Source organism: Bradyrhizobium sp. LTSP885 (genome assembly GCF_000938305.1).
Classification (GTDB): Bacteria; Pseudomonadota; Alphaproteobacteria; order Rhizobiales; family Xanthobacteraceae; genus Bradyrhizobium.
In genome coordinates this window covers 317515-343352 of the sequence record NZ_JYMT01000043.1, presented here as the reverse complement: position 1 = coordinate 343352, position 25838 = coordinate 317515, and the positions used below count along the sequence as shown (strand labels likewise).

Below are 25838 nucleotides of genomic sequence, written 5' to 3'. Positions count from 1 at the left end.
CTTGCGGGATGCAGGTCTGCACGCCACATGAGCTGTGCAGGTGGGCGCTAGAGGTATATGTTTTCACTTTCCCTGCCGGCAGAACCTCGGATTTAATCGGGGTTCCAGCGCTGCACGCCAGGAGACCTCTCAGATGCCCGCCTTGACCGAATGGAAAGTGCCGCCGGCCTTCCAGCCCCGCCCGGAAGATTATCGGTTTGATCTCGATCGCGCACTGGCCTCGGTGGTCGGGCTGCATTCGATCATTCCATCCGACGCCTTCAGTGCCGAGACGCTCGGCACCGAGCGTGCCGGCAACGGCGTGCTGATCGATGACGGGCTGGTGCTGACCATCGGCTATCTGATCACGGAAGCCGAATCGGTCTGGCTGCATCTCGGCGACGGCCGCGTGGTCGAGGGCCACGCGCTCGGCCTCGATTTCGAATCCGGCTTTGGCCTGGTGCAGGCGCTCGGCCGGCTCGACGTCGACCCGCTGCCGATCGGATCCTCGGCAGCGACGCGGATCGGCGACAACGTCATCGTCGGCGGCGCCGGCGGCCGCACGCGCTCGGTCGCGAGCCAGATCGCCGCCAAGCAGGAATTCGCTGGCTACTGGGAATATCTGCTGGACGAGTCGATCTTCACCTATCCGTCGCATCCGAACTGGGGCGGCACCGGACTGATCTCGAATACCGGCGAGCTGATCGGCATCGGCTCGTTGCAGCTCGAGCGCGAGAAGGGCGGCAAGGCCGAGCACGTCAACATGGTGGTGCCGATCGACCTGTTGAAGCCGGTGCTGACCGACCTGCGCAAGTTCGGCCGCGTCAACAAGCCGGCGCGGCCGTGGCTCGGCATGTATACGACCGAAATCGACGACCGCGTCGTGGTGGTCGGCATTGCCGGCAAGGGCCCCGCGGCGCGCGCCGAGCTGAAGACCGGCGACGTGATCCTCGCGGTCGCCGGCGAGACGGTGACGAGCCAGACCGAGTTCTACCGAAAACTCTGGTCGCTCGGCTCGGCCGGCGTCGATGTGCCGCTGACCGTCTATCACGAGGGCGTCACCTTCGACGTGACGCTAACCTCGATCGACCGCGCCAAGCTCTTGAAGGCGCCACGGCTGCACTAGAAGAGACGAGAGGCAGCCGCGATGAGCGAGGCCGTGGTTGATGACATCGTGGCCGTGCTGCCGCCGCTGTTGCAGACGCTGGAATCGCTGTCCTATGTCGCGCGCAATCTCAACCCGCCCGAGTTCGGCCGCGTGATGGAGATTGCGGGCGAGCCCGACGCGGCGCTGCACGCGGTGCGGCCGCGGCTGGCCGACTGGCCTGAAAAATTCTCGCACATCAAGATCGCGCTTCAGGCCGCCAGCGACGCGGCGCTCGCGGGCTATGCGGGCCTGCGCGCGGTGGAGAACGGCCAGGGCGATCTCGTCAGCGTATTCCGCGCGCTGCGCTACGCGCCGCGGGCGCAGGAGGCACTCTATCCGCTGGTCGCGCAGCTGCCGCCAGTGAGCCAATTCTTCATTGCGCCCGAATTGCGCGAGGATGCGGCGCTGCTGGCGAAGCTCGAAGCGCCCGCCAACGACAGCACCGGCATCTTTCATGAGCAGAATGAGCCCGGCAGCCGCGGCGGGTTCTCGCTCTACGTACCGGAATATTACACGCCCGACCGCACCTGGCCGCTGGTGGTGGCGCTGCATGGCGGCAGCGGCAACGGCCGCGGCTTCCTGTGGAGCTGGCTGCGTGACGCCCGCAGCCGTGGCGCCATCCTGATCGCGCCGACCGCAACCGGCCAGACCTGGGCGCTGATGGGCAACGACACCGACACGCCGAACCTCAACCGCATCCTCGACGAGGTCGACTCCCGCTGGACCATCGACAGCAAGCGGATGCTGCTATCAGGCATGAGTGACGGCGGCACGTTCATCTACGTCACCGGCCTCGACGGCGCCTCGCGCTTCACCCATCTTGCTCCCGTTGCAGCAACTTTCCATCCGATGATGGCCGAGATGGCTGACGCAGACCGGCTGCGCGGGTTGCCGGTCTTCATCACCCATGGCCAGCAGGACTGGATGTTTCCGGTGCAGACTGCACGGCAGACCCAGCAATTGCTGTCGGCCGCCGGCGCTAACGTCACCTACCGCGAACTCGACGATCTCAGCCACTGCTATCCGCGCGAGATGAATGCGGAGATTTTGCAATGGCTGAATGGGGTGTGAGAGACGCATAGCCTATCCCCGTCATTGCGAGCGAAGCGAAGCAATCCATCGCACCACAAGCGGAGGCATGGATTGCTTCGTCGCTATCGCTCCTCGCAATGACGTGGAGAGAGCTGCACGGTACTAGCTGTTCACCCGCGGCTTAAGCAGGTCGGAAAAGCCGACCCGGTGCAGCATCTCGTTGCGAACGCGGTCGATCACGCCGAATGCGACCTCGGCACCGTCCTGCGTCGGATCGATATGGACGCGGAACGGCCGCTTGCCGAACGGCATGCCGACGACCTCGACGATCGCGTCGGCGACCAATGATGCGTCGGCATCCTCTGGCACGATCGCCGAGAACGCTTTCATGATCTCTTCGCCGAACCCGGCATAGGGACCTGCTTCGTATTCGGCGATACGCGCCTGATCGGCGGGACGGCCGGAATGGGCGAAGTGATTGGTGCCGCCGGTGAAGGCGCCGGGCACGATGATCGAGGTCTCAATGCCCCAGCGCGCAAGCTCGCGCGCATAAATCACCGCCATCGCATCCATGCCGGCCTTCGCCGCGAAGTACGGCGCGAGATAGGGCGGCGTGCCGCCGGCCGAGCTGCTGCTCGACACCCAGACCACGAGTCCCCTGCCCTGCTTGCGCAGCTGCGGCAGCGCCGCGCGGTTGACGCGCTGGGTCGACAGCACGTTGACGTCGTAGAGTTCGGCGAGCTGTTCGGGCGTGAAAGCTTCGGCCGGGCCGAACACCATGTGGCCGGCATTGTGCATGACGACGTCAAGACGGCCTTGCTCGGCGACGATTTTTGCGATCGCGGCATCGGCTGACGCCTGCGAACCGACGTCGAGCTCGAGCGCGCGCAGATCGACGTTGTTGTCTTTTGCGAATGTCTCGACGTCGGCGACTGCTGCGGCGTTGCGGCCCGTGGTTTGGCGCATCGATGCATAGACGGTGTGACCGGCGCTGGCGAGCGCATTGGCGGTGAGCCGGCCGAAACCGCTCGACGCGCCGGTGATGACGATGACTTGCTTCATGACAGATATCCTCGTGATGTCGGGTTGAATGAGTGCTTGAGGGCGTCAGACCAGGCCGCCATTGGCGCGCAGCGTCTGGCCGTTGATCCACCCGCCGTCGGGACCGGCGAGGAACGACACGACCGAAGCGATGTCGTCGGGCGTGCCGAGCCGCTCCAGCGGGACCATCTTGGCGAAGCGATCGATCAGTTCGTCCGACTTGCCGTTCAGGAACAGATCGGTCGCGGTCGGGCCGGGGGCGACGGCATTCACGGTGATCCCGCGTCCGCGCAATTCCTTGGACAGGATTGCGGTGAGCGATTCGATCGCCGCCTTGGTCGCGACGTAGATGCCGTAGCTCTCAAGCTTCGTGCCGACCACGCTGGTCGAGAAATTGACGATGCGGCCGCCATTGCGCAGCCGCCGCGCCGCCTCGCGCATGGTGTTGAAGCTGCCCTTGAGATTCACGGCGATCTGCTGGTCGAACAGCGCATCGTCGCTGTCGGCGATTTTTGCAAGCTTCATGATGCCGGCATTGTTGACCAGCACGTCGACGCCGCCGAAGGCCGCCTCCGCCGCATCGAACAGGCCGCGCACGGCGTTGGCGTCGCTGACATCGGCCTTCGCCGTCAGCGCCCGGCCGCCGGCCGCCTCGATCGCGCTGGCGATGGCTTCAGCCGGCTTGGCGTCGCCGGAGTAGTTGATCACGACGGTGAAGCCGTCCCGGGCGAGCCGCTCGGCGATCGCCGCGCCGATCCCGCGCGAGGCGCCCGTCACCAGAGCTACCTTGTTGGTTTGGTTGGTCATTTTCAGTCTCCCATCAGTTGAGCGGCAGCGCCGCGTTCGATGGGAGGACCCTACGCCTTGGCATCACCCGAATAATCATGCATCTTCTGACATCACTATTCGCTATATTCGGATAATAGGATGGACCGGTTTGATGCCATGCGCGTGTTCACCCGCGTGGTGGAGCGGCGCAGCTTCTCACTTGCCGCCGACGATCTTGGGCTACCGCGCTCGACGGCGACCGATGCGGTGAAGGGGCTGGAGGCGCGGCTCGGCGTCCGGCTGCTCGAACGCACCACGCGCACGGTGCGCCCGACGCTCGACGGTGAGGCGCATTACCGGCGCTGCCTGTCACTGATCTCGGATCTCGAAGATGCCGAAGGCGCGTTCGGCGGCGCGAGGCCGAAGGGACTGTTGCGGCTCGAAGTACAGGGCACGCTGGCGCGTCACTTCCTGCTGCCGAATCTGCCCGGCTTCCTCGCCGAATATCCTGAGATCGAGATCACGATGAGCGAGAGCGATCGCTGGATCGATCTGATTCGCGAGGGTGTCGACTGCGTGCTGCGCTTCGGCGAGGTGCGCGACAGCGACATGATCGCCCGGCAGGTGGTGATGCTGGACCGGCTGACCTGCGCAACGCCCGACTATTTCGCGAGCTTCGGTACGCCGACCGATCCGCTCGCGCTCGACGGCCATCGCATGATCGGGATCCGCTCACTGACCACGGGGCGGTTGCGGCCGATGGAATTCGTGATCGATGGCGCGCTGAAGGAATTCCCGTTGCCGGCGCCGATGTCGGTGACCGGACCGGAGAGTTATCTCGCGACAGCCAAGCTAGGCCTCGGCCTGGTCCAGGTGCCGCGCTTTCATGCCGAAGCCGATCTGGCGCAGGGAACGCTGGTGGAGGTGTTGCAGCACTGCCGGCCGCCGTCGGTGCCGGTGCATTTGCTCTATCCCCGCAACCGCCAGCTCTCGCCGCGCGTCCGCGTGTTCATCGATTATGTGATGCGGGCGTTTGGGCGGAGTTGAGGCCGCGTAAGTTCAACTCAACAAAGCCCCACTTTCAGATCGACCTCGGGCAGTTCGCTTACGCGATCCCGCTCGTTCGACAGGGTGTCTCGATCCGCGGAAGTCAGTGTGTGCAGATCTCCATCGTCGAAGAATCCGAGCGCCCGCAACACCTGTGCCGGTTCGCCTTGGAACATCGTCTTGAAGGCGCTCAAGGCCGTCGGTAACGAGGAGCCTGCCGACAACATGGCGACGATGTCCCGGTAGTCTTTTGCTTCGGCGCGGTCCAGCGTGGCCTTGAGCTTGGTCGCCATCAAGTCATCGAGCGACGCAACGAGCAGTACGCCATCGGCGGTCTGAAGCGGGTCGTTGATACGACCAAACTTGAAGCCACCAAAGAACGACACCTTGACCGGACCGGATGGCATCTCGGCCAGTACGACAAGCGTGTCCGGCGCATCTTGCAGGATCACAGCGCCGGCGATGAAGCCGAACTCGGCGCGAAGCTGGTCCTTATCGAGGTGCCCGGTGCAGAAGAAGTCGAAGTCGAGCGATTCACGGTGACCAAGTTGAAGTGCGACGGCCGTCCCGCCATAGAGGACGAACTTCAAGCGCCGCGCCGGAGCCAGACTGGACCAGATCTCCCTTTGTGCCGCCGGAAGGATATCAAGTCGCGGTTCAAACTGCGGCATAAAATCCCCTACGGGGGGCTTTGTCGGGGATTGCCATGCCCGTGGCGAGCGTCAGCCGGCCTCGCCAGAATACCCACGACCGATCATTGAGCCAGCCAGGCTCGGCGCCGCGCATAATCTCGACCAGATGCGCCTGGCCGACCGCTTTCTCGAGCAGCAGGATGTCGTCATATGTCCCGAGATTCATGGTTTGCGCGATGACGCGGTCCTCGGAAAACGGATGTCCGTCGACCGGCGTCCACCACAGATATTTGCGGCGAAATTGCTCGAGAAGATCGTTCGATAGGCGATTTGCCGTCATGGCCTATTGTAGCCGATTCAACCGGCAATTTCCACGCAGAACACCCGCTTGCCGCGGCCACGACGGAGCGGAGGTTGACGATCGGTCGCGCTGCGGTCCGGAACCATCCCCTCCCCCGCGACGTTGTCAGGCTAACACCGGAGGATTTGTGATGCGGACGTTTTTTGGAATGATTTTGGGCGCGCTGCTGTTGATCGGCGGCGTGTATGTCTACGATTCCATGCAGACGTCGAGCGTGGCGAATGGGGATGTGGCGCAGAACAGCCGCACCATCGTCAATTGGGATGTCGCGGCCCGTGACTGGAATGCGCTGAAGGCACGCGCGCATGAGGAGTGGACCAAGGTCGCCTCGAAGTAACGCTGGCCTTATTCAAATCGCCAGAAACGAACGGCCTCTCCAGAACGGGAGAGGCCGTAACTCGTTTCAACAGGTTTAGTTCTTCTCGGTCTTGCGGCCCATATTCGCCTTGCGGGCGTCGGCGATGACCTGCTCGAACTGGTCCATGCTGAGCACGCCGGGCACGCGGTATTTGCCGACGATGAAGGCCGGCGTGCCGTTGAAACCAAAGGCTTGCGCCTGCTCGTTGTTGCGCGCGAGCAGCGCGTCGATCGCCGGCGCGTTGGCGTCGAGATCATTTTTCAGCTTGTCCATATCGAGGCCGGCACCGGAGAGCAGTTCGGCAATGCGCGGCTCGGTGATGCGCGAATTGACCGATATCATCGCCTCATGGGCGACGAGGAACTTGTCCTGGTAGCGTGCCGCCAGCGCCATCCGCGCCGCGACCTTGGACACTGGCCCCAGGATCGGCCAGTCCTTCAGCACCAGACGGACCTTGCCGTCATCCTGCACCACCTGGCGGAGCTCCGGCGCGAGCTTGCGGCAATACGGGCAATTGTAGTCGAACCATTCGACGATGGTGAGGTCGCCATTGGGATTGCCCGCCGCCGGAATCTCGGGGTCGCGCAGCACCAGCGCTTCGGTCAGGACCTTGTCTTCCTGCGCACGGGCAGACCCCGCCGTCAGCAGGGCCGCGCCGCCGCCGAGCAGGCCGAGCGCGCCGCGGCGGGTGAGGCCCGGATTGATCCCGGATATCATCGTCGATCGATTCATGTGCAGGCCTCGCGAGGAACTCTCGCCTTTCTACGCTCAAAGCGACGTGATGTTACGCACCAGCATATAGACGGCCACCGCGATAATGACAGTGGCGAACACGATATTGAGGGCGCCGCGCCGTACCGACAAATGCCGTGCAGAGCGCGTTCCCACCAGCCCGCCGACGATGCCGCCGGCGACGAATAGCCCTGCCAACCCCCACGACACCAGTCCGGACCACGCATAGCTTAGCGCCGTCGTCATGCCGAAGGCGGTGACGGCTACCAGCGAGGAACTGACCGCATTCATGATCGGCATGCCGGTCGCCAGCATCAGGGCCGGCACGATCAGGAAGCCGCCGCCGATACCGAAGAAGCCGGACATGGTTCCGGTCGCGAGCCCAAGCCCGGCGATCGCCGGCATGTTGGACATGTCCATCTTGACGTCGGCAAGGCCAACCCGCGCGCGTGTCTTCAGCATCAACCCGGCGATCACGAGCATCACCAGCGCGAACAACGCCAGCAGCTTCTGTCCGTCGACCATCTTGCCGAGGATCGAGCCGCCGAACGCACCACACATGCCGGCGGCCGCGAACAGCAGCGCGCAGGACCAGATCACCGTGCCGCCGCGGGCATGGTTGGACAGGTTGACCGCGGCATTGGCCGCTACCGCGATCGCCGAAGTGCCGATCGCGACATGCGGCTCCGGCACGCCAACCACATAGACCATCAGCGGGACGGCGAGGATCGACCCGCCGCCGCCGACCAGGCCGAGTGAAAAACCGACCAGCATGCCCGATGCCAGTCCAAGCAGACTCTGCGTTGCGGAGAAGACCAAGGGGAACAGACTCGCGTTTGTGACCGCGATCCTAGAAGGATTTGCTGCCTTACGCCATGCCTATAGCACAAAACTGCACTGCAGCAGCATTCAGTGCACCAGAAATGTCACGGCCAGCGGCACCAGCAGCGAGGTAACCAGCGCGTTCAGGCTCATCGCGATCCCGGCGAAGACGCCCGCGACCTCGTCGACCTGGAAGGCGCGCGCGGTGCCGATGCCATGCGCGGCGATGCCGACCGCAAAGCCGCGGGCCCGATAGTCGGTGACGCCGGTCAGGTTCATCAGCGGCGTGACTGTGATCGCCCCCATGATGCCGGTGATGACCACCGACACCGCCGTCAGTGAGGGATCGGCGTGCAGGGATTCGCTGATGCCCATCGCGACGCCTGCAGTGACCGATTTCGGCGCCAGCGACAGGATAATCTCGCGCGGCAGACCGAAGGCCTGCGCCAGCAGCACGACCGAGGCAATCGCCGTGATCGAGCCGACCGCGAGTGCAATCAGCATCGGCAGGATCGCGGCTGCGACGCGTTTGCGATTCTCATACAGCGGCACCGCGAGCGCGACGGTCGCCGGCCCCAGCAGGAAATGCACGAACTGGGCGCCGGCAAAGTAGGTGGTGTAGGACGTCTTCGTCACCAGCAGGAATACGCCGATGATCCACATCGAATGCAGCACCGGATTGGCGAGCGGATGGCGGCGGGTCGCCAGCGACACGGCATCAGTGACGGCATAGGTCAGCAGCGTCACCGTTAGCCAGAGCAGCGGCGACTGCGAAAGATAGACCCAGAGCGAGAACGGATTGTCGCTCACGGCCCATCCTCGCCGCGCGAAAGAAGGCTGCTGGCCGCAACGAAGGTCGCAACCGTCGCCAGCAGCGTGATGACGACCGAGACTACAAGGATCACGAGAATCGCGACACCATGCTCGGCCAGCAGGTCGAGCTTCTGCACCACGCCGACGCCGGCCGGGACGAACAGCAGCGAGAGATTGGCCAGCAGCGCGCGGCTCGCGCTCTCGACGCCGTCATTGCCGAGCGGCCCGCGTGCGAACGCCGGAAAGCGGTCGCGTCCGAGCAACAGTACAAGCAACAGCACGAGGCCGATCACTGGGCCGGGCACCGGGACAGCGAGCGCGCGCACCGCGACCTCACCGATCAATTGGCAGAGCAGAATCAGGCTGAGGCTGGCGATCATGAGGCAGGCGTCCAAGAGAGAGGCCTATCAGGTCGCCGAGAGAGAGGCTTGTCAATCCGCCGTGAATGTTCACAACCCGTCATTGCGAGGAGCGAAGCGACGAAGCAATCCATCGCTCCGCGCGTGCCGAACGATGGATTGCTTCGCTTCGCTCGCAATGACGTGGATAGAGCCGTGACACACTCTCTCTCACCGTCATCCTGAGGAGCGCGGTACGCGCGTCTCGAAGGATGCACGGCCACCAGCCGGGCCGCGCATGCTTCGAGACGCACTTCGCGCTCCTCAGCATGACGGAGGTGGATTTTCCCCTCCGCCTACTACCCCCGCCGCGCCAGCGCCATCAGCGTGCCGGTCATGGTCGCGACCAGCGTCTCGACGCCGTCGTTGAGCGCATAGGCCCCGGCTTCGCAGAACGTCAGCGTACGGCCGGGCTTGACGACGGTAGCGCGGAACACGAACCGCTCGCCCTTGGCCGGCGCCAGCAGATTGGTCTTGAACTCCACGGTGAGGATATCCGAGCCGGCGGGCATCAGCGTGAAGGCGGCAACGCCGCAGGCATTGTCGAGGCCCGCGGTGATGATTCCAGCATGGACAAAGCCGTTCTGCTGGGTGAACTCGGGCGCATAGGGCATCGCGAGGTCGACCTCGCCCGGCTCCATGCGCGCGATCGAAATGCCGAGCGTCTGCATCGCGCGCTGGCGCACGAACATGTCGGTCGCCACAGCACGGTAGTCTGGATTTTTGGGTTCGAAGCGCGGCATGGCGGTTACACCGTTGCTGAGACGGACGGCACCAGATGGTGCATGGCGGCGTAGCGAATCGCCGGCGCGAACGGCGCCGATTTGCGTGCGGCGCGATCGATGTGCACGGCTGATATCTCGCAGGTCGCGGCGATTTCGCCGGTTTCCGCGTTGCGCATCTCGTGCAGGATACGGACCAGTTTGTCGCGGAATTCAAGGAGCCGGCTCCTGACCTCGACGATGTCGCCGGCGAGCAGCTCGCGCTTGTAGGAGATGGTCTGCTGCACGGCGGCCATGCCGCAGCCGGACTCGCGCAGGTAGGTCGGCGTCACGCCGAGACGCGCGAACATGTTCCAGTTCGCCTCGTCGAACTTGCCGACATACCACATGACATTCATGTGGCCGATATGGTCGCAATGCCAGGGATAGACCGTGCCGCGATAGGTCGCCTCGCCCTCCATCCTGCCGCTCCCTTTTTTCAGTCTTGATACGGTAGCGTATCACTACCGAAGCGGGCTAGCAATACGGTACCGTATCACGCACGGGAGAGCAGATGACTGAAGACAAGGGCGATGCCTGGGTCGCGGCCGGCTTTGCCGAACTCGCGCATTCCGGCATCGAGGGCGTGCGGGTCGAGGTGCTGGCAAAGGCGCTCGGTGTCACCAAAGGCGGCTTCTACCGCCGCTTCAGGGATCGCGCCGCGCTGCTCGCGGCGATGCTCGCGAACTGGCGCGACGGCCGCATCGCCGCGATCGAAAAGCAGACCGCGCTCGACGGCGCCAGCGCGCGCGAGCGGCTGAAGGCGATCATCAAGCTCTATTCGGAACGCATGAACACCGAGGCGATGGCGATCGAGCTCGCGATCCGGCAATGGGCCCGCACCGACGAGGCCGCCGCGGTGGCCGTCGCGAGCGTCGACGCCGCGCGGCTGAAGAATGTCGGGCAGCTCTATCGCGCAACCGGACTGTCGGCCGAGGAAGCCGACGCCAAGGCGTTCCTATTCTACTGCTTCATCTTCGGCCAGAGCTTGCTGTTCCTCGAACACGGCCCGCGCAAGCGCGCGCAACTGCTGGCCAAATCGGCGGATAGGCTGCTCGATGACCGGTAAAAAGAAAACGGCCGGCTCTGCGCCGGCCGCTCCTTAAATCCGCGTCGAAAGGCTCAGGCGCCCTTCAGCTTCTTGTTGCATTCGCTGTAGTAGCCGCCGCCCTTCTGGATCCACTTCAGGCCGCCATTGCCGCCGGTGGCCTTGTTGGCGTTGTATTGGTCGTCGCAGGTCTTGAAGCGCTGCTTGCCGGCGGACAGCTGCGAGTATTTCGGATCCACCGCGCCCGGAAACACGGCGGGGCCGGATGGCAGCGCCGGTGCTGCGGCGGGTGCAGCTTCCTTCTTGGCTTCCTTCGGCGCGGCCGGAGGAGGCGCTGCGACGACCGGCGGCGGCGCAGCGGGAGCCGCGGCCGGGGTTGCGGTGGCGCCGCACTGGGCCTTGCGGAAATCATTCCACTTCTGGCCGTTGAGGCTGCCGTCAGTCTTGGCGGCCTGATACTTGGCGCTGCACTCCTGCGCGGTCAGGGCCTGCGCCGGCGCGCTCGCCACAAGGGCTGCAAAGCCCGACAGTGCAATCGCGGTGAACAATCTGGTCTGGATGGTCATCCCTGGTCTCCCTTGGGGGGCATTGGCGTAAGACCATGATCCTAGCGCAACCCGCGGGTGCGACAACGCGCGGGCCCGCCCGGCCGTCAAAATATTGTGGCGGCCAAACCGCCGCATGTTCATCCGCGGTTCAGCATCGCCGCGCGACGGTTCCGCTCCCTTCCCTAGAGGTGCCACATGAAGACAATTTCCTCGCTTGCGACCGCAACTGCCCTTGCCTCCCTGCTGCTGATGGGTGGCGCCTTCGCGCAAACCGCAGCGCCGGCCGCCAAGGACGCCGCCCCGGCAGCGACCACGGCCAAAGCGCCGAAGGAGGCCAAGCCGCATACCGCCGCCTCGCTGGAATGCTCGAAGGAAGCCGACGCCAAGGGGCTGCACGGCAAGGAGCGCAAGAAATTCCGCTCCGAATGCAAGAAGTCGGCCGGTGGTGCGGCGCCCGCGGCGGCCCCGGCGGCGAAGTAGCACTCAGACATCTTCAAGAGACATATTCAAGGCTTGCACCCTCCCCACCGGGGAGGGTGAAGGTTTTGCGCGTATCCTGAATTCGGACGCATTGCTGCACCGCGCTGTTGCAATTGTTCCACCGCTCCGGATTTGCCATAACGCAGCGTGACCTCAATCCGCGCTTCGATGGCAACGGCCATTCCCAATCGTAACAAAGTCCTGAACGGGCTCGAGACTCTCGTCATCGGGGCCGCCGGCGGCCTGCTGTTCCTGTGGGCGGAATTGCCGGGCGGGCTGATCTCGGGCGCGATGGCCGCGGTCGCGATCGCAGCACTCGCGGGACGGCCGCTCACAGTGCCGGCCGTGCTGACGCAGTCGGTGCTGGTGCTGCTCGGCATCTCGCTGGGCTCGCTGATGTCGCAGCAACTGCTGCAACATATGAGCTCCTATCCGCTCACCATTGGGCTACTGGCGCTGGCGACGTTCTGCTCGACATTCGGCTCAAGCTTCTATCTGCAGCGCGTGCATGGCTGGGACCAGACCTCGGCGTTCCTTGCCGGCAGCCCGGGCGCGCTCTCGCAGATCACCATCCTCGCCGCCGAGAAAGGCGCTGACGTCGCGGCGATCGCCGTGGTGCAGACCATCCGGGTGATCATCCTGACCGCGGCGCTGCCGCTGGTGCTGGCGCTGACCGGGGTGACGCACGCCACGCCGCCACCGCTGCCGACGGCAGTCGCCTCCCCGCTCGGCCTTGCCGCCCTGGTCGGCGGCTCGATCGTCGTAGCCTTGTTGCTGCGCTGGGTGAAATTTCCGGCGAGCTGGATGTTCGGCGCGATGCTCGCCTCCAGCCTGCTGCACGGCTCCGGCATGGTCGATGGCGGCCTGCCGCCCTGGCTCCGCGGCGTGGCCCTGGTCGGGATTGGCGCCGTGATCGGCACCCGCTTCTCGCGGATGAAGACATCGACCCTGCTCAGCCATGTCAATGCCGGGCTCGGCTCGTTCGTGATCGCGATCCTGGTTTCCGCCGCCTTCGTCGCGGTGATCGCCTTCACCACCCATGTCCGGCTGTCCGACGTCGTGGTCGCCTTCGCGCCCGGCGCGATGGACGCGATGCTGGCGCTGGCGCTGACCTTGCACATCGACCCGATCTTCGTCGGCGCGCACCATCTGTCGCGCTTCGTCTTCGTCACCGTCACGACGCCCGGCATCATCCATCTGTTCGGACGGCCGCAGGATGACGTCGACGATTAGGGGCGGAATTGTACGATTGGGTAGTCAGACCTTCGCCGTCTTCACCACGCCCCAGCCTGCGATCACGGCCATCAGCAGCGAGATCAGCACGTTGTAGCCGGCGAGCGAGAGCCCGAGAAAGCGCCACTGCACCTCGTCGCAGCGGACCACTTTCACCTTGTCGAGCCGCTCCAGGAGACTGCCGGCGCTGCCGAGATTGACGATCGGGCCGGTGCAATCGGTCGGCCCCTGCCAGAACCCCCATTCGACGCCGGAATGATAGGTGCCGAGCCCGGCGTTGGCGAGCGCGGCAAGGCCGAGAATGAGAAGGCCGGCGAGCAGCACCGGGCGCGGCGCGCCCCGGGCGGCCGCCAACGCGACCACGGCACCGAGCGGGACCGCGACGTAATAGGCATAGCGCTGCTCGAGGCAGAGCGGACAGGGCAGGATCTCCAGCACCAGCTGGAAGAACCAGGCGCCGGCCAGCGTCGCCGCCGCGATCAAGGCAATGGCCGCCGACGCCGTCAGGGCCGGATTGGCGGCGGCGGGGGCGTGCGACGGGTGAGCGGTGGCGAGCGTCACGGCTGGTCTCCTGCAGGCACCCGATCCGGTGGGGATGACCCGGATTCCGTGCCCGATCCGGGTGGTATCGCGCGCAAATACCGCTGTCGAGGCGCGGGACAATCACATCCGCGCGGGTTGACCGCAACCGACCGGCCGCTATAGTCCCGCCCGCTTCGCGACCCCGGCCGTTCACGGCTTGAATCGCGAATGCCCCTGTGGCGGAACTGGTAGACGCGCTCGACTCAAAATCGAGTTCCGCAAGGAGTGCTGGTTCGATTCCGGCCAGGGGCACCACGCTACGCCCTCGCGGGCTCCGCGTGGCGCAGCCACGAAACGGCCGCGACGGCGAAGCGTGTCCGGCGAAGCTCGAGCAGCGCGAGAGCGAAGACGGACTGGCCCGGGCTACGCCTGGCGCAGCCACCTCCGACCGATGGGACTCGTTCGAGCGGCCGCTGGTGCAGGCGGCCCCCCAAAAATCCGCAAAACAACCCCATGCAAAGTAGGATCGCGCGGGCGACGCCTCGCGCATGTTCCGAAACCGCTTGACACGTCGGGCAACTCAGAGCCACACTTCCATTATTCCGAAATAACGCAGACGCCTCTCGCACCGCCCTCGAATTACGGTGCCAGTGCACCAAACTCCTCGCTCGACGATTAGCGACCCGTCAACCCTTGTCCGGCTTCAACGCGTCAGTTTAGTGCACTGTCACCGTAATGCTGTATTTCCAGGAAACGCTCGGCGTAGTGGCAGGCGACGAGGCGGCCGTCGAGTGGGCGCAAGAGCGGACGCTGCGCGCGGCAGAGATCCGTCACAGAGGGACAGCGGGTCGAAAAGACACAGCCCTTCGGCGGATCGAGCGGCGAAGGCAACTCGCCCTTCGGCACGATCCGCTGGCGTTTGCGAAGGCCAGGCGTCGCGTCAAGCAAGGCCTGCGTATAGGGATGCAGCGGCCGCGCAAAGATGCGCTCTTTCGGCCCATGCTCCACAGCGATCCCCAGATACATGATCATCACGTCGTCGGCGATGTGACGCACCACGGCGAGATCGTGCGAGATGAAGAGATAAGCCAGCCCCAGCTCGCGCTGCAGATCGACCAGGAGGTTGAGAACCTGCGCCTGCACCGACATGTCGAGCGCGGAGACCGGCTCGTCGGCAACCAACAGCTTCGGCCGCAACATCAAGGCGCGCGCGATCGCGATACGCTGACGCTGGCCGCCCGAGAACATGTGCGGATAGCGGCCATATTGCTCCGGCCGCAGCCCGACCTTCGCCATCATGTCGAGCGCCTGCGCCCGCCGGTCCGGCTTTGACAGCTTGGTGTTGATGATCAGCGGCTCTTCGAGTATGGCGCCAATGCGTTTGCGGGGGTTGAGCGACCCATAGGGGTTTTGAAACACAATCTGCACGGTTCGGCGCAACGTCTTCACAGTGCTGGCCGGAGGATCAACCGCATCGACCCCGTCGAGCATCAGTCTGCCGCCGCTCGGCTTCTCGATGAGAGTCACAAGCCTCGCGAGCGTCGACTTGCCGCAACCGGATTCGCCTACGACTGCCAGCGTCTTGCCGGTTTCAAGCGTGAAAGAAACCCCGCCCACGGCCTGCAGATGCGCCGGGCGGCGGAACCAGCCCTGCTTGATTTCGTAGCTGCGCTTGAGATCGGTTGCGGTGACAAGCGCCGTCATAACACCGTCCCGCGCTTGAGAATCGGCGCGCCGCCCCGATCGGCCGCGATGCGTCCGTCCCGTGTCGGATCGCCGAGCGGATAATGACAACGGATCAGTCCGTCCATCCAGGGGCGCAGGCCGGGACGCACTTCGTCGGTCAGCAGCGTCGCATGGGCGCAACGCGGACCAAACAGGCACCCTCGTGGCCGATCGTGGAGTCCCGGCACCACCCCCGGAATGGTAGCGAGCCGCCCGCCGTCGCTCGCCTCCGGGCGTGCCGCCAGCAACGCGGCCGTATAGGGATGCTGCGGCGACGCGAACAGGCTCTGCGTCGGGCGCTGTTCCATGATCTGGCCCGCATACATGACGGCGACCCGCTCGGTGGTGTCCGAGACCACTCCCATGTTATGGGTGATGAGGATCAGCGCCATGCCACGATCGCGTTGCAGAGACAGCAGAAGATCGAGAATCTGCACCTGGATAGTGACATCGAGCGCCGTCGTCGGCTCATCGGCGATCAGGAGCTTCGGATTGCAGGCGATCGCCATCGCAATCATGACGCGCTGGTTCATGCCGCCCGAGAGCTGGTGCGGATAGGCCGACAGCCGGCTCTCCGGAGCCGGAATGCCGACTTGATCCAGGAGTTCGATCACGCGCCGCCGCGCAGCCTTGCGATCCATCCCTTCATGGATATGCAACGTCTCGGCCAGCTGATAGCCGATCGTGAAAGAAGGATTAAGCGATGTCGTCGGCTCCTGGAAGATCATCGCGACGTCCTTGCCGGTGAGCGCGCGCCGTTCGCGGTCAGACAAGGTCTGCAGATTCCGCCCCTCGAACAACAGCTTGTCGGCCTGGACGCGCCCTGGATAGGGCACGAGTCCCATCAGAGCCAACATGCCGACGCTCTTGCCGGAGCCGGATTCGCCAACGATCCCCAGCACCTCGCCTTTTTCGAGCATGATGTTGACGCCATCCACGGCGCGCACCATTCCGTTCTGGGATGGAAACGTGACCGATAGATTTTCAATCTCGAGGAGCGGCATCAGATCGACTTTCGACAGTGATCACACGCTATCGCTTGAGCTTGGGATCGAGCGCATCGCGCAGTCCGTCGCCCAGAAGGTTGAAGGCCAGCACGGTCACGAGGATCGCCAAGCCTGGAAGCGTGACGACCCACCAAGCCCGCAGCACGAATTCGCGCGCGTCCGCCAACATGGTTCCCCACTCCGGCAAGGGCGGTTGCGCACCGAGACCGAGAAAGCCGAGCGCGGCCGCGTCCAGGATCGCGGTCGAAATGCCGAGCGTCGCCTGCACGATTAGGGGCGCTGCGCAATTCGGCAGCACCTCCTTGAACATCAGCCGGAGCCGGCCGGCGCCTGCGACTTTGGCCGCGGTGACGTAATCCTTCGAGACTTCGCTGATGACGGCCGCGCGCGTGATCCGCACATAGTGCGGCAGGAGCACGACAGCGACCGCCAGCATCGCATTCATCAAGCCCGGCCCGAGGATCGCAACGATCACGATCGCGAGCAAAAGGCTTGGCAGCGTCAACGTGATGTCCATCAGCCGCATGATCGCGATCTCGATCACGCCCCTGAAAAAACCCGCCACCAGACCGAGGATCGTCCCTGATATCACCGACAACGTCACCACCGCGATGCCGATCAGAAGCGAAAGCCGCGCTCCATGGATGAGACGGGACAGAATATCGCGGCCGATCGCGTCGGTGCCCAACGGATAGGCGATCGATCCACCCTGCTGCCAGACGGGGGGTTTGAGAAAGGCCGTATTGTTGGTGAGGATCGGGGAATGTGGCGCAACGAAATCGGCAAAGAGCGCGAGCAAAACCAGAACCACGATCACGACGAGGCCCGCCACGGCGCCGAAATTTGCTTTGAAATAGGACCAGAATTCCAACAGCGGATGCGGCGGAGCGCTTGCTTGCGCCACGACGACGGGAGTTTTGAAAACTCCGGCGGTCATCTGGTGTACCGGATGCGGGGATTGATCAGCCCATAGGTAACGTCAACCAGCAAATTGACGATCATGACGATGGTGCCGATCAACAGAGTGCCGCCCTGCAGCACCGGATAGTCGCGGCGGTTGATAGCCTCGATCAGCCATTTGCCCACGCCCGGCCAGGAAAAAATGGTCTCCGTGAGGATCGCGCCAGTAAACAGGACGCCGACCTGCAGCCCGATCACCGTCACCACCGGGATCAGCGCATTGCGCAATGCATGGATCGCGATCACCCGGAAACGCGGCAACCCCTTGGCGCGGGCGGTGCGGATGTAATCTTCTCCCAGGACCTCGAGCATGGCGGACCGCGTCATGCGGGCGATTACGGCGAGCGGCACCGTGCCGAGCACGATCATGGGCAGCACGAGATGTGACAAGGCCGAGCGAAACGCGCCGAAATCACCGGCCAGCAGCGCGTCGATAAGCAGGAAGCCGGTCACCGGTTCGATGAAGTATTGCACTGCGATCCGGCCCGACACCGGAGTCCAGCCAAGTTGCACCGAAAAAAGCAGGATCAGCAGCAATCCCCACCAGAAAATCGGCATCGAATATCCGGTAAGCGAGATCCCCATCACGCCATGATCGAAGATGGAGTTGCGCCGGACCGCAGCGATGATGCCGGCCGGCAACCCGAGGCACAGAGCAAACAGGATCGCGCAAACCGATAGCTCGATCGTCGCCGGGAACAACGTCCGGAATTCGGAAATCACCGGCTCATGGGTGACGATCGAGCGACCGAGGTCGCCATGCACCAGCCGCGACAGATAGAGGCCGTATTGCACCAACACCGGCTGATCGAAGCCGTAGTCCTTGCGCAATTGCGCGAGCCGGGTCGGATCGATGCCGCGTTCGCCCGCCATCGTCTCAATGGGATCGCCAGGGATCAAACGGATAAGCACGAACACAAGCAACGTGATTCCGACGAAGGTCGGAACCACGAGGCTCAGCCGGGTAAGAACGAACCGGAGCATGCCGTTTCCTGTCACACTTCCCGCAAGGGAAAGGATAAAGAAGAATGGGCGGAGCAGCCAAGGCCACGCCGCCCCTGTCTCCTGCTACTCCTTGACGTCGACGCCGTAGAAGGTGTGGCGTCCGAACGGCGACAGCTTGAAGTCGATCACCCGCTTGTTGACGGGTTTCAACTGCACCGCATGCGCGATGGTGAACCAGGGCGCCTGCTCCTTGAAGATCACCTGGGCCTGTTCGTACAGCTTGGCCCGCTCGGCCTGATCGCTGACGGTTTTGGCCTTCACGACCAGATCGTCGAACGGCTTGTAGCAGAATTTTGCGATATTCGAACCCGATGCCGTTTGCGCTGAGGCGCAACCGAGCAATGTGTGCAGGAAGTTGTCAGGGTCGCCATTGTCGCCGGTCCAGCCCAGCATGCCCATCTGGTGCTCGCCGTTCTGCATCCGCTTGCGGTATTCGCCCCATTCGAACGACTTGATCTCGGCCTTGACGCCGATCTTGGCGAGGTCGGCCTGCATCAACTCGGCAATGCGCTTGGCGTTGGGATTGTAGGGCCGCTGCACCGGCATGGCCCACAGATCGGTTTCCAAACCGTTCGGGTATCCGGCCTCGGCCAGCAACTTCTTGGCCGCCGCCGGATCGAACGGATCGTCCTTGATGCTGTCGTTGTACGACCACATCGTGGGCGGGATCGGGTTCTTGGCCGCGATGCCCGTCGACAGATAGACGGCGTCGATGATCGCCTTCTTGTCGATCGCCATGCTGATCGCCTTGCGCACGCGCACGTCGTCGAAAGGCTTCTTCTGCGTCTGGAACGCCAGATAACCGACGTTGAGGCCCGGCTGTTCCAGGATCGTGACGTTCGGATCCTTTCTGATCGCGTCGATGTCGGCCGGGTTTGGATAAGGCATCACGTCGCATTCGCCCTTCTGGAGCTTGGCCCAGCGAACGGATGCATCCGGCGTGATCGAATAGACGAGATCGTCGATCTTCGCCTTGCCGCCCCAGAACTCGGGGAACGCCTTGTACCGGATCACGGCGTCTTTCTGGTACTGCACCAGATAGAACGGGCCGGTGCCGATCGGATCCTGGTCGATCTTCTCGGGCGTGCCGGCCTTCAGCATCGCATCCGCGTATTCCTTCGACTGGATGGCCGCATACGCCATCGCGAGATCGGCGAGGAAGGGGGCTTCCGGCTGGTTGAGCGTGATCTTGATGGTGTAGTCGTCGACCTTCTCGACCGACTTCAACAATTTCGGCATGCCCATGTCGCCGAAATAGGAATGATTCGAACTCGTCACCTTGAAATACGGATTGTCTTCCTTCCATTGCCGCTCGATCGAGAATATGACGTCGTCGGCATTAAAGTCCCGCGTCGGCTTGAACGACTTGGACGTCGAATGCCACTTCACGCCCTTACGCAGCTCGAAGGTATAGGTGGTGCCATCCGGCGAGATCGTCCATTTTTCCGCGAGACCCGGCACCACTTGCGTGCCGCCGCGCTCGAACTCGACAATGCGGTTGTAGATCGGCTCATTGCCGTCGAACGACGTCCCGGTCGTGTTGACGCCGGGATAAAAGTTTTCCGGGCTGCCTTCCGAGCAGAAAACCAAGGTTTTGGCGGAAGCGGCCGAAGCTGCCACTATCGCCGAAGCGCAGACGGCGGCGAGCAGGATTGATCTGTCCACTGTTAGGACTCCTGGTGAATTCTCTCGGCGCGGTTGACACAGGCTGGGCCAACGACGCCTGAGACGAGCTTGCGATTGGGTGTTGCTGCTGTCAATGCGTCCCAAGGCGACGCCTCGCCGAAACATCCATCGAAATACACCGTCGATCGCGGTCAAAAATACCCTCTGCCGAACTAGCGGCTGCCGGCCTTGAATTTGGCTGCCAGCGCTTCGGCGCCGTGCTCGCTCGATCGGGGAGGATGGCATCACGAGGCTGATTCGCAGCCGAACTTTCCCAGCGCCAGCCGTTCGCCATGCGGACTCTCGGCAGCTGCGGTTGCAAGGGCGGCATTGACCGCAGTTTTGCGCGCGCAGCCGCCTGCTAGAGATCCAGCACCAACCGATCATCCGCGGAGCCGGCAACGCAGACCATCAGGCTGCGGGCACGCTCGGCTGGAGAGAGGACACGGTCGCGATGGACCGGCGCGCCTTCGAGCCAATTCACTTTGCATGAGCCGCAGATGCCGCCGCAGCAGGAGGCCGGGATATCGACATTGAGGCTCTGGATTGCGGACAGCATGGTCTGCCCCGGAGCGACGCGTGTCTCAAGCCTGGAGCGGGCCAGCACCAGAGTATAGGGCTTTGCGTTCGGATCGACCGGCAGAGGCGGCGGCACGAAACGCTCGATGTGGATGCGCCCGGCGGGCCAATCGCCCGCGGCGTGCTCGAAATCGTCGATCATGCTCTCAGGGCCGCAACAGCCGAGACCGATGTGGCACTGCTGGCGCCCGATGATTTTTGCAAGCTCGGGGCGCGCGCGCGCCGCGGTGTCGTGCAGCACCAGATGCCCGGACGCGGCCAGCGGCGCCAGCAGGCGTCGAAGCGGCGGCTCTCCCCGCGACAGCACATGCAGCGCGAAATCCGCCCGTCCGGTTCGCTTCAGAAAGGCGGCCGCCGACAGAAACGGCGTGACGCCGATGCCGCCGGCGACAAAGATGAACCTCTCGATATCGTCCGGCAGGTCCAGGCCGCCGCGCGGAAGCGACACGCCGATGCTGTCACCAACCCTGATCTCATCATGCAGTTTCACCGAGCCGCCGCGGCCACAGCCCTCGCGCTTGACCGCGACGAGATATCGGCAGTCGTCGGCGGGGTCGTTGCAGAGCGAATAGGTCCGCACCAGTCCGCCCGGCAAATGCAGGTCGATATGCGCGCCCGGCCGGAACGGCGGCAACTCCCAGTGATCAGGATCGACCAGCGAGAACAGCTTTACGCCGGCACCGCTGTCCTCGATGGTCTCGACCACGGTCTTGACGGTCGTAATGGGTGCCGCGCTCATGCGTCGTTCCGTACCGCATCGCCGACCCGCACGATGCCGCCTTGCAGGATCCGGCAATTGAGCCCGGAGCGATTGATCAGCGGATCGAAGATCGCCTTGCCGGTGATCTCCTCGATGTGCCGGCAGGGAATCGACAGCCGCGTCGCCTCGAGCAAGGTTTCGCCGAGCCAGAACCGGCGGCCGACCAGATGCGTCAGCGGCACGCCGGCAACGGTGACGTTGCGCCGGTGTTCCTCAGGCCCGAGATCGATATTGTGATCGCGCTTGAGCGCCACCAGCGTCTCATCTTCAAACAGCGTCACCTGCCGTCCCTCTTCCGGCTTGTGCGAATAGAAGCCCTGCTCGCGGCCGATCATGTAGCGATCGCCTTCGATGCCCTTGCCTGCGATCAAGACGATCTCCGGCATCGAACGCATCGGCAGGAACGCCCGCGGCGTGAGGTGGAGATGGCGCACCACGCCGGTCCATGATGGTACGACGGATTCATGTGATGATGTTGTGGGCTGCTGAACTGTATCGAGCATGTCGTTTCTCCCGGAGAGCGACGTCAGTTTCTGGTTTCGGAACGCACTGGTCCGCGGGCGATGCGCGAGCGCATCGCTCCGCCGCCGTCAGCTGAGTTCCTTGTTGGCCATCTCCGGCGCGAACGATGTCGCGACCGCCGTGATCAACGCACAGCCGATCAGGAACAACGAGACCGGCCAGGTGGCGCCGGCCCAAGTCATCAGCCCGGCGGCGATCAGGGGGCTCAGCCCGCCGCTCAGCGCGGCTCCGACCTGGAAGCCGAGCGAAGCGCCGCTGTAGCGCAGCTTGGCGGTGAACAACTCCGAGTACCAGGGCGCGCCGATCCCGAACATCACCATCTGGCCGAAGCTGATGGCTGCGACAATCGTCGCGATCACGATGGCCGGCTCGCGGGTATCGAGCAGCCAGAACATCGGGAAGGCAAACAAAGCCGAGAACACGCAGCTGGCATAGAACATGGCCTTGCGGCCGACCTTGTCCGACATCCAGCCGAACAGCGGGATCGAGAACAGCGCAACAAACGACGCAACGAAGGCACCGTTGAGCACCAGGCCACGTGACAGGCCGAGCGTGGTGGTCGCGTAGGACATGATGAACACGCCGGCGATGCTGGCGTAGGCGATTTCGGAGATTTTCAGGCCGACCGCGGTGAAGAACGGGCGGCGATGATATTTGAAGATCTCGACGATCGGCATCCGCACGACTTCGTTCTTGGCCTTGAGCTGGCGGAAGGCTGCGGTTTCTTCCAGGCTGAGCCTGATCCACAGGCCGACGCCGACCAAGAGGATCGAGACGAGAAATGGAATACGCCAGCCCCAGCTGATGAATTCGCTCTCGGGCAATTGCGAGACCAGCGCGAACATGCCGATCGCCGCCAGATTGCCGACGGGGTTGCCGACCTGCACCATGCTGCCGAGCAGGCCGCGCTTCTCGGTCGGACAATTCTCGACGACCATCAGGACGGCGCCGCCCCACTCGCCGCCGAGGCCGATGCCCTGCAGGAAGCGCAGCACGATCAGCAGCACCGGCGCGGCGACGCCGATCTGCTGATAGGTCGGAAGCAGACCGATCAGGAAGGTCCCGAGCCCCATCACCATGATGGTAATGGCCAGCATCGCCTTGCGGCCGACCCGATCGCCGAAATGGCCGAAGATCGCCGCGCCCAGCGGGCGGGCGAGAAAGCCGACCGCGTAGGTCCCGAACGCGGCGATGGTCGCCAGCGCCGGATCTCCGGCGGCGAAGAAGATCTTGTTGAACACCAGCGCGGTGGCGGCGCCGTAGATCAGGAAGTCATACCATTCGACAGCGGTGCCGATCACGCTCGACCACACGATGCGGCGCATCGTGGCGACATCGTTGGTGACGGGAACGGCGACATTGAACTCTTCCGCAACGGTCATTGTTCGCTCCTTGAAAAGACATGTTCAGTTTCAAGCGCAAGTCTTCGTTCCGTGCCGAGGCTCCCCGCGGCACAGTCCGGTCGTTCGATGCATCATCGCTGGCTGCTCGGCGCCCCAGCGCGGGCGTTGGAATTCAGGAGATCGCGGTGATCGATCATTCCCGGTACGATCCGGCTCTCCATTCCCTCAAAGGCTGCCCTTCCCTCAAAGGCTGCAGGATGGAAGACGATCATGTTTACCAGCAGGAATCAACGTCGCGAGATCAGGTATTTGGCCAGAAACAGCGCAGCAGGTCGCTTCTGCTCACGAAATGGGCCAATTTCGCTGGTTTATGACGGATTCTGCATATCATTTCGCCGCCAAAGCGAACTCTTTTTGCAGCGCGTGTTTACTATTGGGATCACATCACTGTGGTTATTCGCCGAGCGCTCTTGCGTGCCTGCCGCCACGCAGGCACACAGCAGGGGGCCTGACGATAGGAGATGATCCTTGCTTGATATGAGCAAAACCGCCGGCGTCGGAGACAATCTGCGCCAGTTGCGGACGGCCAAGGGACTGACGCTCGATCGGCTGGCCGGGATGAGCGAACTGACCCGCGGTTACATCTCGCTTGTCGAGCGCGGGCTCAAGGCACCGTCCATTGCGGCCTTGATGCGCATGGCCGCGGCGCTGGACGTCAATGTCGCCACGTTCTTCGATCCCAAAGCCGCAGCAGGGCCACGCTACACCCTCCATCGGCACGAAGATCAGGGCGCGGCGCCTGCAGCCAACGGCTCCTTCGGCCTGTTTGCGCTCGCCGCGGCACGTCCGCACAAGAGCATGGAGCCATTTCTGCTCAGGCCCCCGTTCAAAACGTCACCGCCCTCGGTCCGGACGCGTGAGACAATTCAGAGGGCGTTCCACTCCGGCGAGGAAATGCTATTCGTCGTCAGCGGCCGGGTCGCCATCGAACTCGACGGCGAGGAATTCAAGCTGGAAAAAGGCGATTGCCTGTACTTCTCCGGCGAGACGCCGCATCAGGTGAACAGCCTTGGCCGGCAGAGGGCCGAGGTCCTCATCGTCATTGCCACGGGCAAGTCCGAGAAACGCTGAACGCGCCGGCCGGCCTGGCGCGTCATGCGCGCGTTCGCAAGCGATCCCTCAATTGTTCAAAATCGCAATATCCTTCGCCGGCCGCGGGCCCGGCGGAACATACTTGCAGACCAGGACGTTCTTGTTCGAGCGGCGTGGTTTCATTTGAAATCTCGTACGTCTCAAACGGAGTACATCATGAACGTTTTTTACATCATCGGCGTGATCGTTGTCGTTCTCTTTGTTGCAGGCTTTTTCGGGCTGCACGCTTGAACACTAGGTGCGGTCCGAAAGTCAAAATCGAAGGAATGCAGCCGGTAGCATCCAGGTCCTGAAGCCGAGCGATCGGCTCCACGACGATGAGCAACGTGACCTGCCGGCCGCTACCGCTTTCTCATCGCGTAACGGTTCGCATGCAAACTCATGAACGTCGGCCAGCATGACGATCTCTTCGCATCATGTTCAGAACGAACGCGTGTAGATGACGTTCGAGCGGCGGCAAGCTCCAAGCCGAGGCCGGTTCGTCCATAGCGTCCGGAATGCAACTCTTCGCTCGATTTAGAGCCTGTACCGGGCTGATATCCGCTGAAAGCTCAGATTTTCGGTGCCAGATCAGCTCGGTCAAATACCGGTGTTTTCTCAATCTTGCCCTGACCTTCGCCAGCAGGTGTATCTTCCGTCGCGTGCCGCAATGCTTCGGCGGTGGCGTCGAGTCCATCAACGGTCTCATTGGCTGCGCTGCCCGAGTCATGAGGGCGTGCCGGTACCTGTTTGCCCGTTTCGGCAGTAACTTGGTCTTCGGCAGTAACTTGGTCGCGATTGATATGTGGCATCGAAATCTCCTTGATCAGACTAAGGCGCTCGCGCGCATCCTGTTCCACGCCTTCGCATGACGACCGCTTGAACCGGACGCCCGGCGTGATGGGGCGTGCTATGAGCGTCGATGCCATCAATCGTCGCCTGCATCGAACAACCGACTCCGCGGCGCCGGCGCCCGCATGGGATCAACACCCAGCATGCGCGGCGGCTCGGTCTCCTCCCGCACCTTCTGCTCCACGTCGCGCAGGTCATCATCCTGCCGCAGACGGCGGCGTTCGGCCCATTGCTGACGCCGGTCGGCGCGCCGCTTTTCAGCGGCTGCCCGCCTCAGATCAGCATCGCGCGCTTTCGGATTTGCAACTGGACCCTCGGACGAAACAGCCGGTTCGCGCGCAGCAGTCTGCGCGGGAGGCGCAGGTGGCTGCGCGGCCGCATCGTGTGCTCCGGTTGTTTCGGGCTGCGCCGTTGCGGGACTGTTCGATTGCGAGACTTGCGGTTGTTGCGGCTGCGGCGCCGGCGATACCGTGACGGGCTTGGTCGAGGCATCCTGCGTTGCGGCGAGATAGGACACTGGCTCCGAAGGAGTCGATGCTGCCTTGGTTGGCTCGGTCGCCCCTCGGC

The 25838-nt window shown here is 63.7% G+C and carries 31 protein-coding genes and 1 tRNA gene; 10 read left to right on the top strand and 22 right to left on the bottom strand.

The genetic code is table 11. The features are described 5' to 3' along the window. Positions 1-133: 133 nt before the first annotated feature. The gene (locus UP09_RS35635; protein WP_044543065.1) at positions 134-1105 is read left to right on the top strand and encodes a S1C family serine protease; all 972 of its coding nucleotides are present in this window, start codon (positions 134-136) and stop codon (positions 1103-1105) included. 21 nt (positions 1106-1126) lie between these two features. Then, positions 1127-2197, top strand: a complete 1071-nt coding sequence (locus UP09_RS35630; RefSeq protein ID WP_044543064.1) for a carboxylesterase family protein — start codon at positions 1127-1129, stop codon at positions 2195-2197. 123 nt (positions 2198-2320) lie between these two features. Here the strand turns inward: UP09_RS35630 and UP09_RS35625 are convergent, their stop codons facing one another. Together UP09_RS35625 and UP09_RS35620 are read right to left on the bottom strand one after the other, a co-directional pair. Beyond that, on the bottom strand, positions 2321-3220 hold the full coding sequence (locus tag UP09_RS35625) for an SDR family oxidoreductase (protein WP_044543063.1): 900 nt from the start codon (positions 3218-3220) through the stop codon (positions 2321-2323). 45 nt (positions 3221-3265) lie between these two features. Continuing rightward, positions 3266-4006 (bottom strand): SDR family oxidoreductase, encoded by a 741-nt coding sequence (locus UP09_RS35620; RefSeq protein WP_044543062.1) that lies wholly within the window; start codon positions 4004-4006, stop codon positions 3266-3268. Between the two features lie 120 nt (positions 4007-4126). On the opposite strand from UP09_RS35620, the gene UP09_RS35615 reads away from it, so the two are divergent. Then, positions 4127-5014 (top strand): LysR family transcriptional regulator, encoded by an 888-nt coding sequence (locus tag UP09_RS35615; protein ID WP_044543061.1) that lies wholly within the window; start codon positions 4127-4129, stop codon positions 5012-5014. Positions 5015-5031: 17 nt separating this feature from the next. On the opposite strand, the gene UP09_RS35610 is transcribed toward UP09_RS35615, so the two are convergent. Together UP09_RS35610 and UP09_RS35605 are read right to left on the bottom strand one after the other, a co-directional pair. Beyond that, a complete protein-coding gene (locus UP09_RS35610) occupies positions 5032-5685 on the bottom strand; it encodes a nucleotidyl transferase AbiEii/AbiGii toxin family protein (RefSeq protein ID WP_044543060.1) in 654 nt (217 codons plus the stop codon). After that, positions 5672-5986, bottom strand: a complete 315-nt coding sequence (locus UP09_RS35605) for a hypothetical protein (RefSeq protein ID WP_044543059.1) — start codon at positions 5984-5986, stop codon at positions 5672-5674. The genes UP09_RS35610 and UP09_RS35605 overlap by 14 nt, the downstream gene beginning before the upstream one ends. A gap of 151 nt (positions 5987-6137) precedes the next feature. Here UP09_RS35605 and UP09_RS35600 point away from each other — a divergent pair, with 151 nt between their 5' ends. Further along, the gene (locus tag UP09_RS35600; protein ID WP_044543058.1) at positions 6138-6344 is read left to right on the top strand and encodes a hypothetical protein; all 207 of its coding nucleotides are present in this window, start codon (positions 6138-6140) and stop codon (positions 6342-6344) included. A gap of 75 nt (positions 6345-6419) precedes the next feature. Here UP09_RS35600 and UP09_RS35595 read toward each other — a convergent pair whose 3' ends face one another. From UP09_RS35595 to UP09_RS35570, 6 genes are all read right to left on the bottom strand, one after another. Further along, on the bottom strand, positions 6420-7097 hold the full coding sequence (locus tag UP09_RS35595) for a DsbA family protein (protein ID WP_156164944.1): 678 nt from the start codon (positions 7095-7097) through the stop codon (positions 6420-6422). Between the two features lie 36 nt (positions 7098-7133). Next, positions 7134-7871 carry a sulfite exporter TauE/SafE family protein gene (locus UP09_RS35590; RefSeq protein WP_044543057.1) on the bottom strand — a complete coding sequence of 246 codons (738 nt, stop codon included), beginning with the start codon at positions 7869-7871 and terminating at the stop codon, positions 7134-7136. A 135-nt stretch (positions 7872-8006) separates the two neighbouring features. Further along, entirely contained in the window at positions 8007-8729 is a 723-nt protein-coding gene (locus tag UP09_RS35585) for an LrgB family protein (protein ID WP_044543056.1), read from the bottom strand. Next, positions 8726-9112, bottom strand: a complete 387-nt coding sequence (locus UP09_RS35580) for a CidA/LrgA family protein (RefSeq protein ID WP_044543214.1) — start codon at positions 9110-9112, stop codon at positions 8726-8728. Before UP09_RS35580 ends, UP09_RS35585 begins: the two co-directional genes overlap by 4 nt. 317 nt (positions 9113-9429) lie before the next feature. After that, a complete protein-coding gene (locus UP09_RS35575) occupies positions 9430-9873 on the bottom strand; it encodes a PaaI family thioesterase (protein WP_044543055.1) in 444 nt (147 codons plus the stop codon). Positions 9874-9878: 5 nt separating this feature from the next. Beyond that, positions 9879-10313 carry an acyl-CoA thioesterase gene (locus UP09_RS35570; protein WP_044543054.1) on the bottom strand — a complete coding sequence of 145 codons (435 nt, stop codon included), beginning with the start codon at positions 10311-10313 and terminating at the stop codon, positions 9879-9881. A 92-nt stretch (positions 10314-10405) separates the two neighbouring features. Between UP09_RS35570 and UP09_RS35565 the strand changes: the two genes are divergently transcribed. Then, positions 10406-10960, top strand: a complete 555-nt coding sequence (locus tag UP09_RS35565; protein WP_044543053.1) for a TetR/AcrR family transcriptional regulator — start codon at positions 10406-10408, stop codon at positions 10958-10960. 53 nt (positions 10961-11013) lie between these two features. Here the strand turns inward: UP09_RS35565 and UP09_RS35560 are convergent, their stop codons facing one another. Beyond that, the gene (locus UP09_RS35560) at positions 11014-11505 is read right to left on the bottom strand and encodes a hypothetical protein (RefSeq protein WP_044543052.1); all 492 of its coding nucleotides are present in this window, start codon (positions 11503-11505) and stop codon (positions 11014-11016) included. A gap of 177 nt (positions 11506-11682) precedes the next feature. Between UP09_RS35560 and UP09_RS35555 the strand changes: the two genes are divergently transcribed. Together UP09_RS35555 and UP09_RS35550 are read left to right on the top strand one after the other, a co-directional pair. After that, entirely contained in the window at positions 11683-11967 is a 285-nt protein-coding gene (locus UP09_RS35555) for a PsiF family protein (RefSeq protein ID WP_044543051.1), read from the top strand. A 147-nt stretch (positions 11968-12114) separates the two neighbouring features. Beyond that, positions 12115-13200, top strand: coding sequence for an AbrB family transcriptional regulator (locus UP09_RS35550; protein WP_156164943.1), 1086 nt, complete (start codon positions 12115-12117; stop codon positions 13198-13200). A gap of 24 nt (positions 13201-13224) precedes the next feature. On the opposite strand, the gene UP09_RS35545 is transcribed toward UP09_RS35550, so the two are convergent. Then, the gene (locus UP09_RS35545) at positions 13225-13761 is read right to left on the bottom strand and encodes a disulfide bond formation protein B (protein WP_044543049.1); all 537 of its coding nucleotides are present in this window, start codon (positions 13759-13761) and stop codon (positions 13225-13227) included. Between the two features lie 191 nt (positions 13762-13952). Here UP09_RS35545 and UP09_RS35540 point away from each other — a divergent pair. Continuing rightward, positions 13953-14037: transfer RNA gene (locus UP09_RS35540), tRNA-Leu, on the top strand. Positions 14038-14433: 396 nt separating this feature from the next. Here UP09_RS35540 and UP09_RS35535 read toward each other — a convergent pair. From UP09_RS35535 to UP09_RS35500, 8 genes are all read right to left on the bottom strand, one after another. Continuing rightward, the gene (locus UP09_RS35535) at positions 14434-15426 is read right to left on the bottom strand and encodes a peptide ABC transporter ATP-binding protein (protein WP_044543048.1); all 993 of its coding nucleotides are present in this window, start codon (positions 15424-15426) and stop codon (positions 14434-14436) included. Next, positions 15423-16451: an ABC transporter ATP-binding protein gene (locus UP09_RS35530; RefSeq protein ID WP_044543047.1), complete on the bottom strand. Its 1029-nt coding sequence runs from the start codon at positions 16449-16451 to the stop codon at positions 15423-15425. The genes UP09_RS35535 and UP09_RS35530 overlap by 4 nt, the downstream gene beginning before the upstream one ends. A 28-nt stretch (positions 16452-16479) precedes the next feature. Next, the gene (locus tag UP09_RS35525; protein ID WP_044543046.1) at positions 16480-17391 is read right to left on the bottom strand and encodes an ABC transporter permease subunit; all 912 of its coding nucleotides are present in this window, start codon (positions 17389-17391) and stop codon (positions 16480-16482) included. Continuing rightward, positions 17388-18398, bottom strand: a complete 1011-nt coding sequence (locus UP09_RS35520; protein ID WP_044543045.1) for an ABC transporter permease subunit — start codon at positions 18396-18398, stop codon at positions 17388-17390. Before UP09_RS35520 ends, UP09_RS35525 begins: the two co-directional genes overlap by 4 nt. Positions 18399-18482: 84 nt before the next feature. Then, the gene (locus UP09_RS35515) at positions 18483-20084 is read right to left on the bottom strand and encodes an ABC transporter substrate-binding protein (RefSeq protein ID WP_044543044.1); all 1602 of its coding nucleotides are present in this window, start codon (positions 20082-20084) and stop codon (positions 18483-18485) included. Positions 20085-20445: 361 nt separating this feature from the next. After that, positions 20446-21402 carry a PDR/VanB family oxidoreductase gene (locus UP09_RS35510; RefSeq protein WP_044543043.1) on the bottom strand — a complete coding sequence of 319 codons (957 nt, stop codon included), beginning with the start codon at positions 21400-21402 and terminating at the stop codon, positions 20446-20448. Further along, on the bottom strand, positions 21399-21926 hold the full coding sequence (locus UP09_RS35505; RefSeq protein WP_044543042.1) for an MOSC domain-containing protein: 528 nt from the start codon (positions 21924-21926) through the stop codon (positions 21399-21401). The genes UP09_RS35510 and UP09_RS35505 overlap by 4 nt, the downstream gene beginning before the upstream one ends. 87 nt (positions 21927-22013) lie before the next feature. Then, a complete protein-coding gene (locus UP09_RS35500; RefSeq protein ID WP_044543041.1) occupies positions 22014-23327 on the bottom strand; it encodes an MFS transporter in 1314 nt (437 codons plus the stop codon). A 20-nt stretch (positions 23328-23347) separates the two neighbouring features. Here UP09_RS35500 and UP09_RS35495 point away from each other — a divergent pair, with 20 nt between their 5' ends. After that, positions 23348-23662, top strand: a complete 315-nt coding sequence (locus UP09_RS35495; protein ID WP_044543040.1) for a hypothetical protein — start codon at positions 23348-23350, stop codon at positions 23660-23662. A gap of 163 nt (positions 23663-23825) precedes the next feature. Continuing rightward, entirely contained in the window at positions 23826-24419 is a 594-nt protein-coding gene (locus UP09_RS35490) for a helix-turn-helix domain-containing protein (protein WP_245302386.1), read from the top strand. A gap of 572 nt (positions 24420-24991) precedes the next feature. Here UP09_RS35490 and UP09_RS37970 read toward each other — a convergent pair. Continuing rightward, positions 24992-25348: a hypothetical protein gene (locus UP09_RS37970; protein WP_156164942.1), complete on the bottom strand. Its 357-nt coding sequence runs from the start codon at positions 25346-25348 to the stop codon at positions 24992-24994. Beyond that, complete coding sequence (locus UP09_RS35480) at positions 25348-25788, bottom strand: hypothetical protein (RefSeq protein ID WP_245302383.1); 441 nt, start codon at positions 25786-25788, stop codon at positions 25348-25350. The genes UP09_RS37970 and UP09_RS35480 overlap by 1 nt, the downstream gene beginning before the upstream one ends. Positions 25789-25838: the final 50 nt, after the last annotated feature.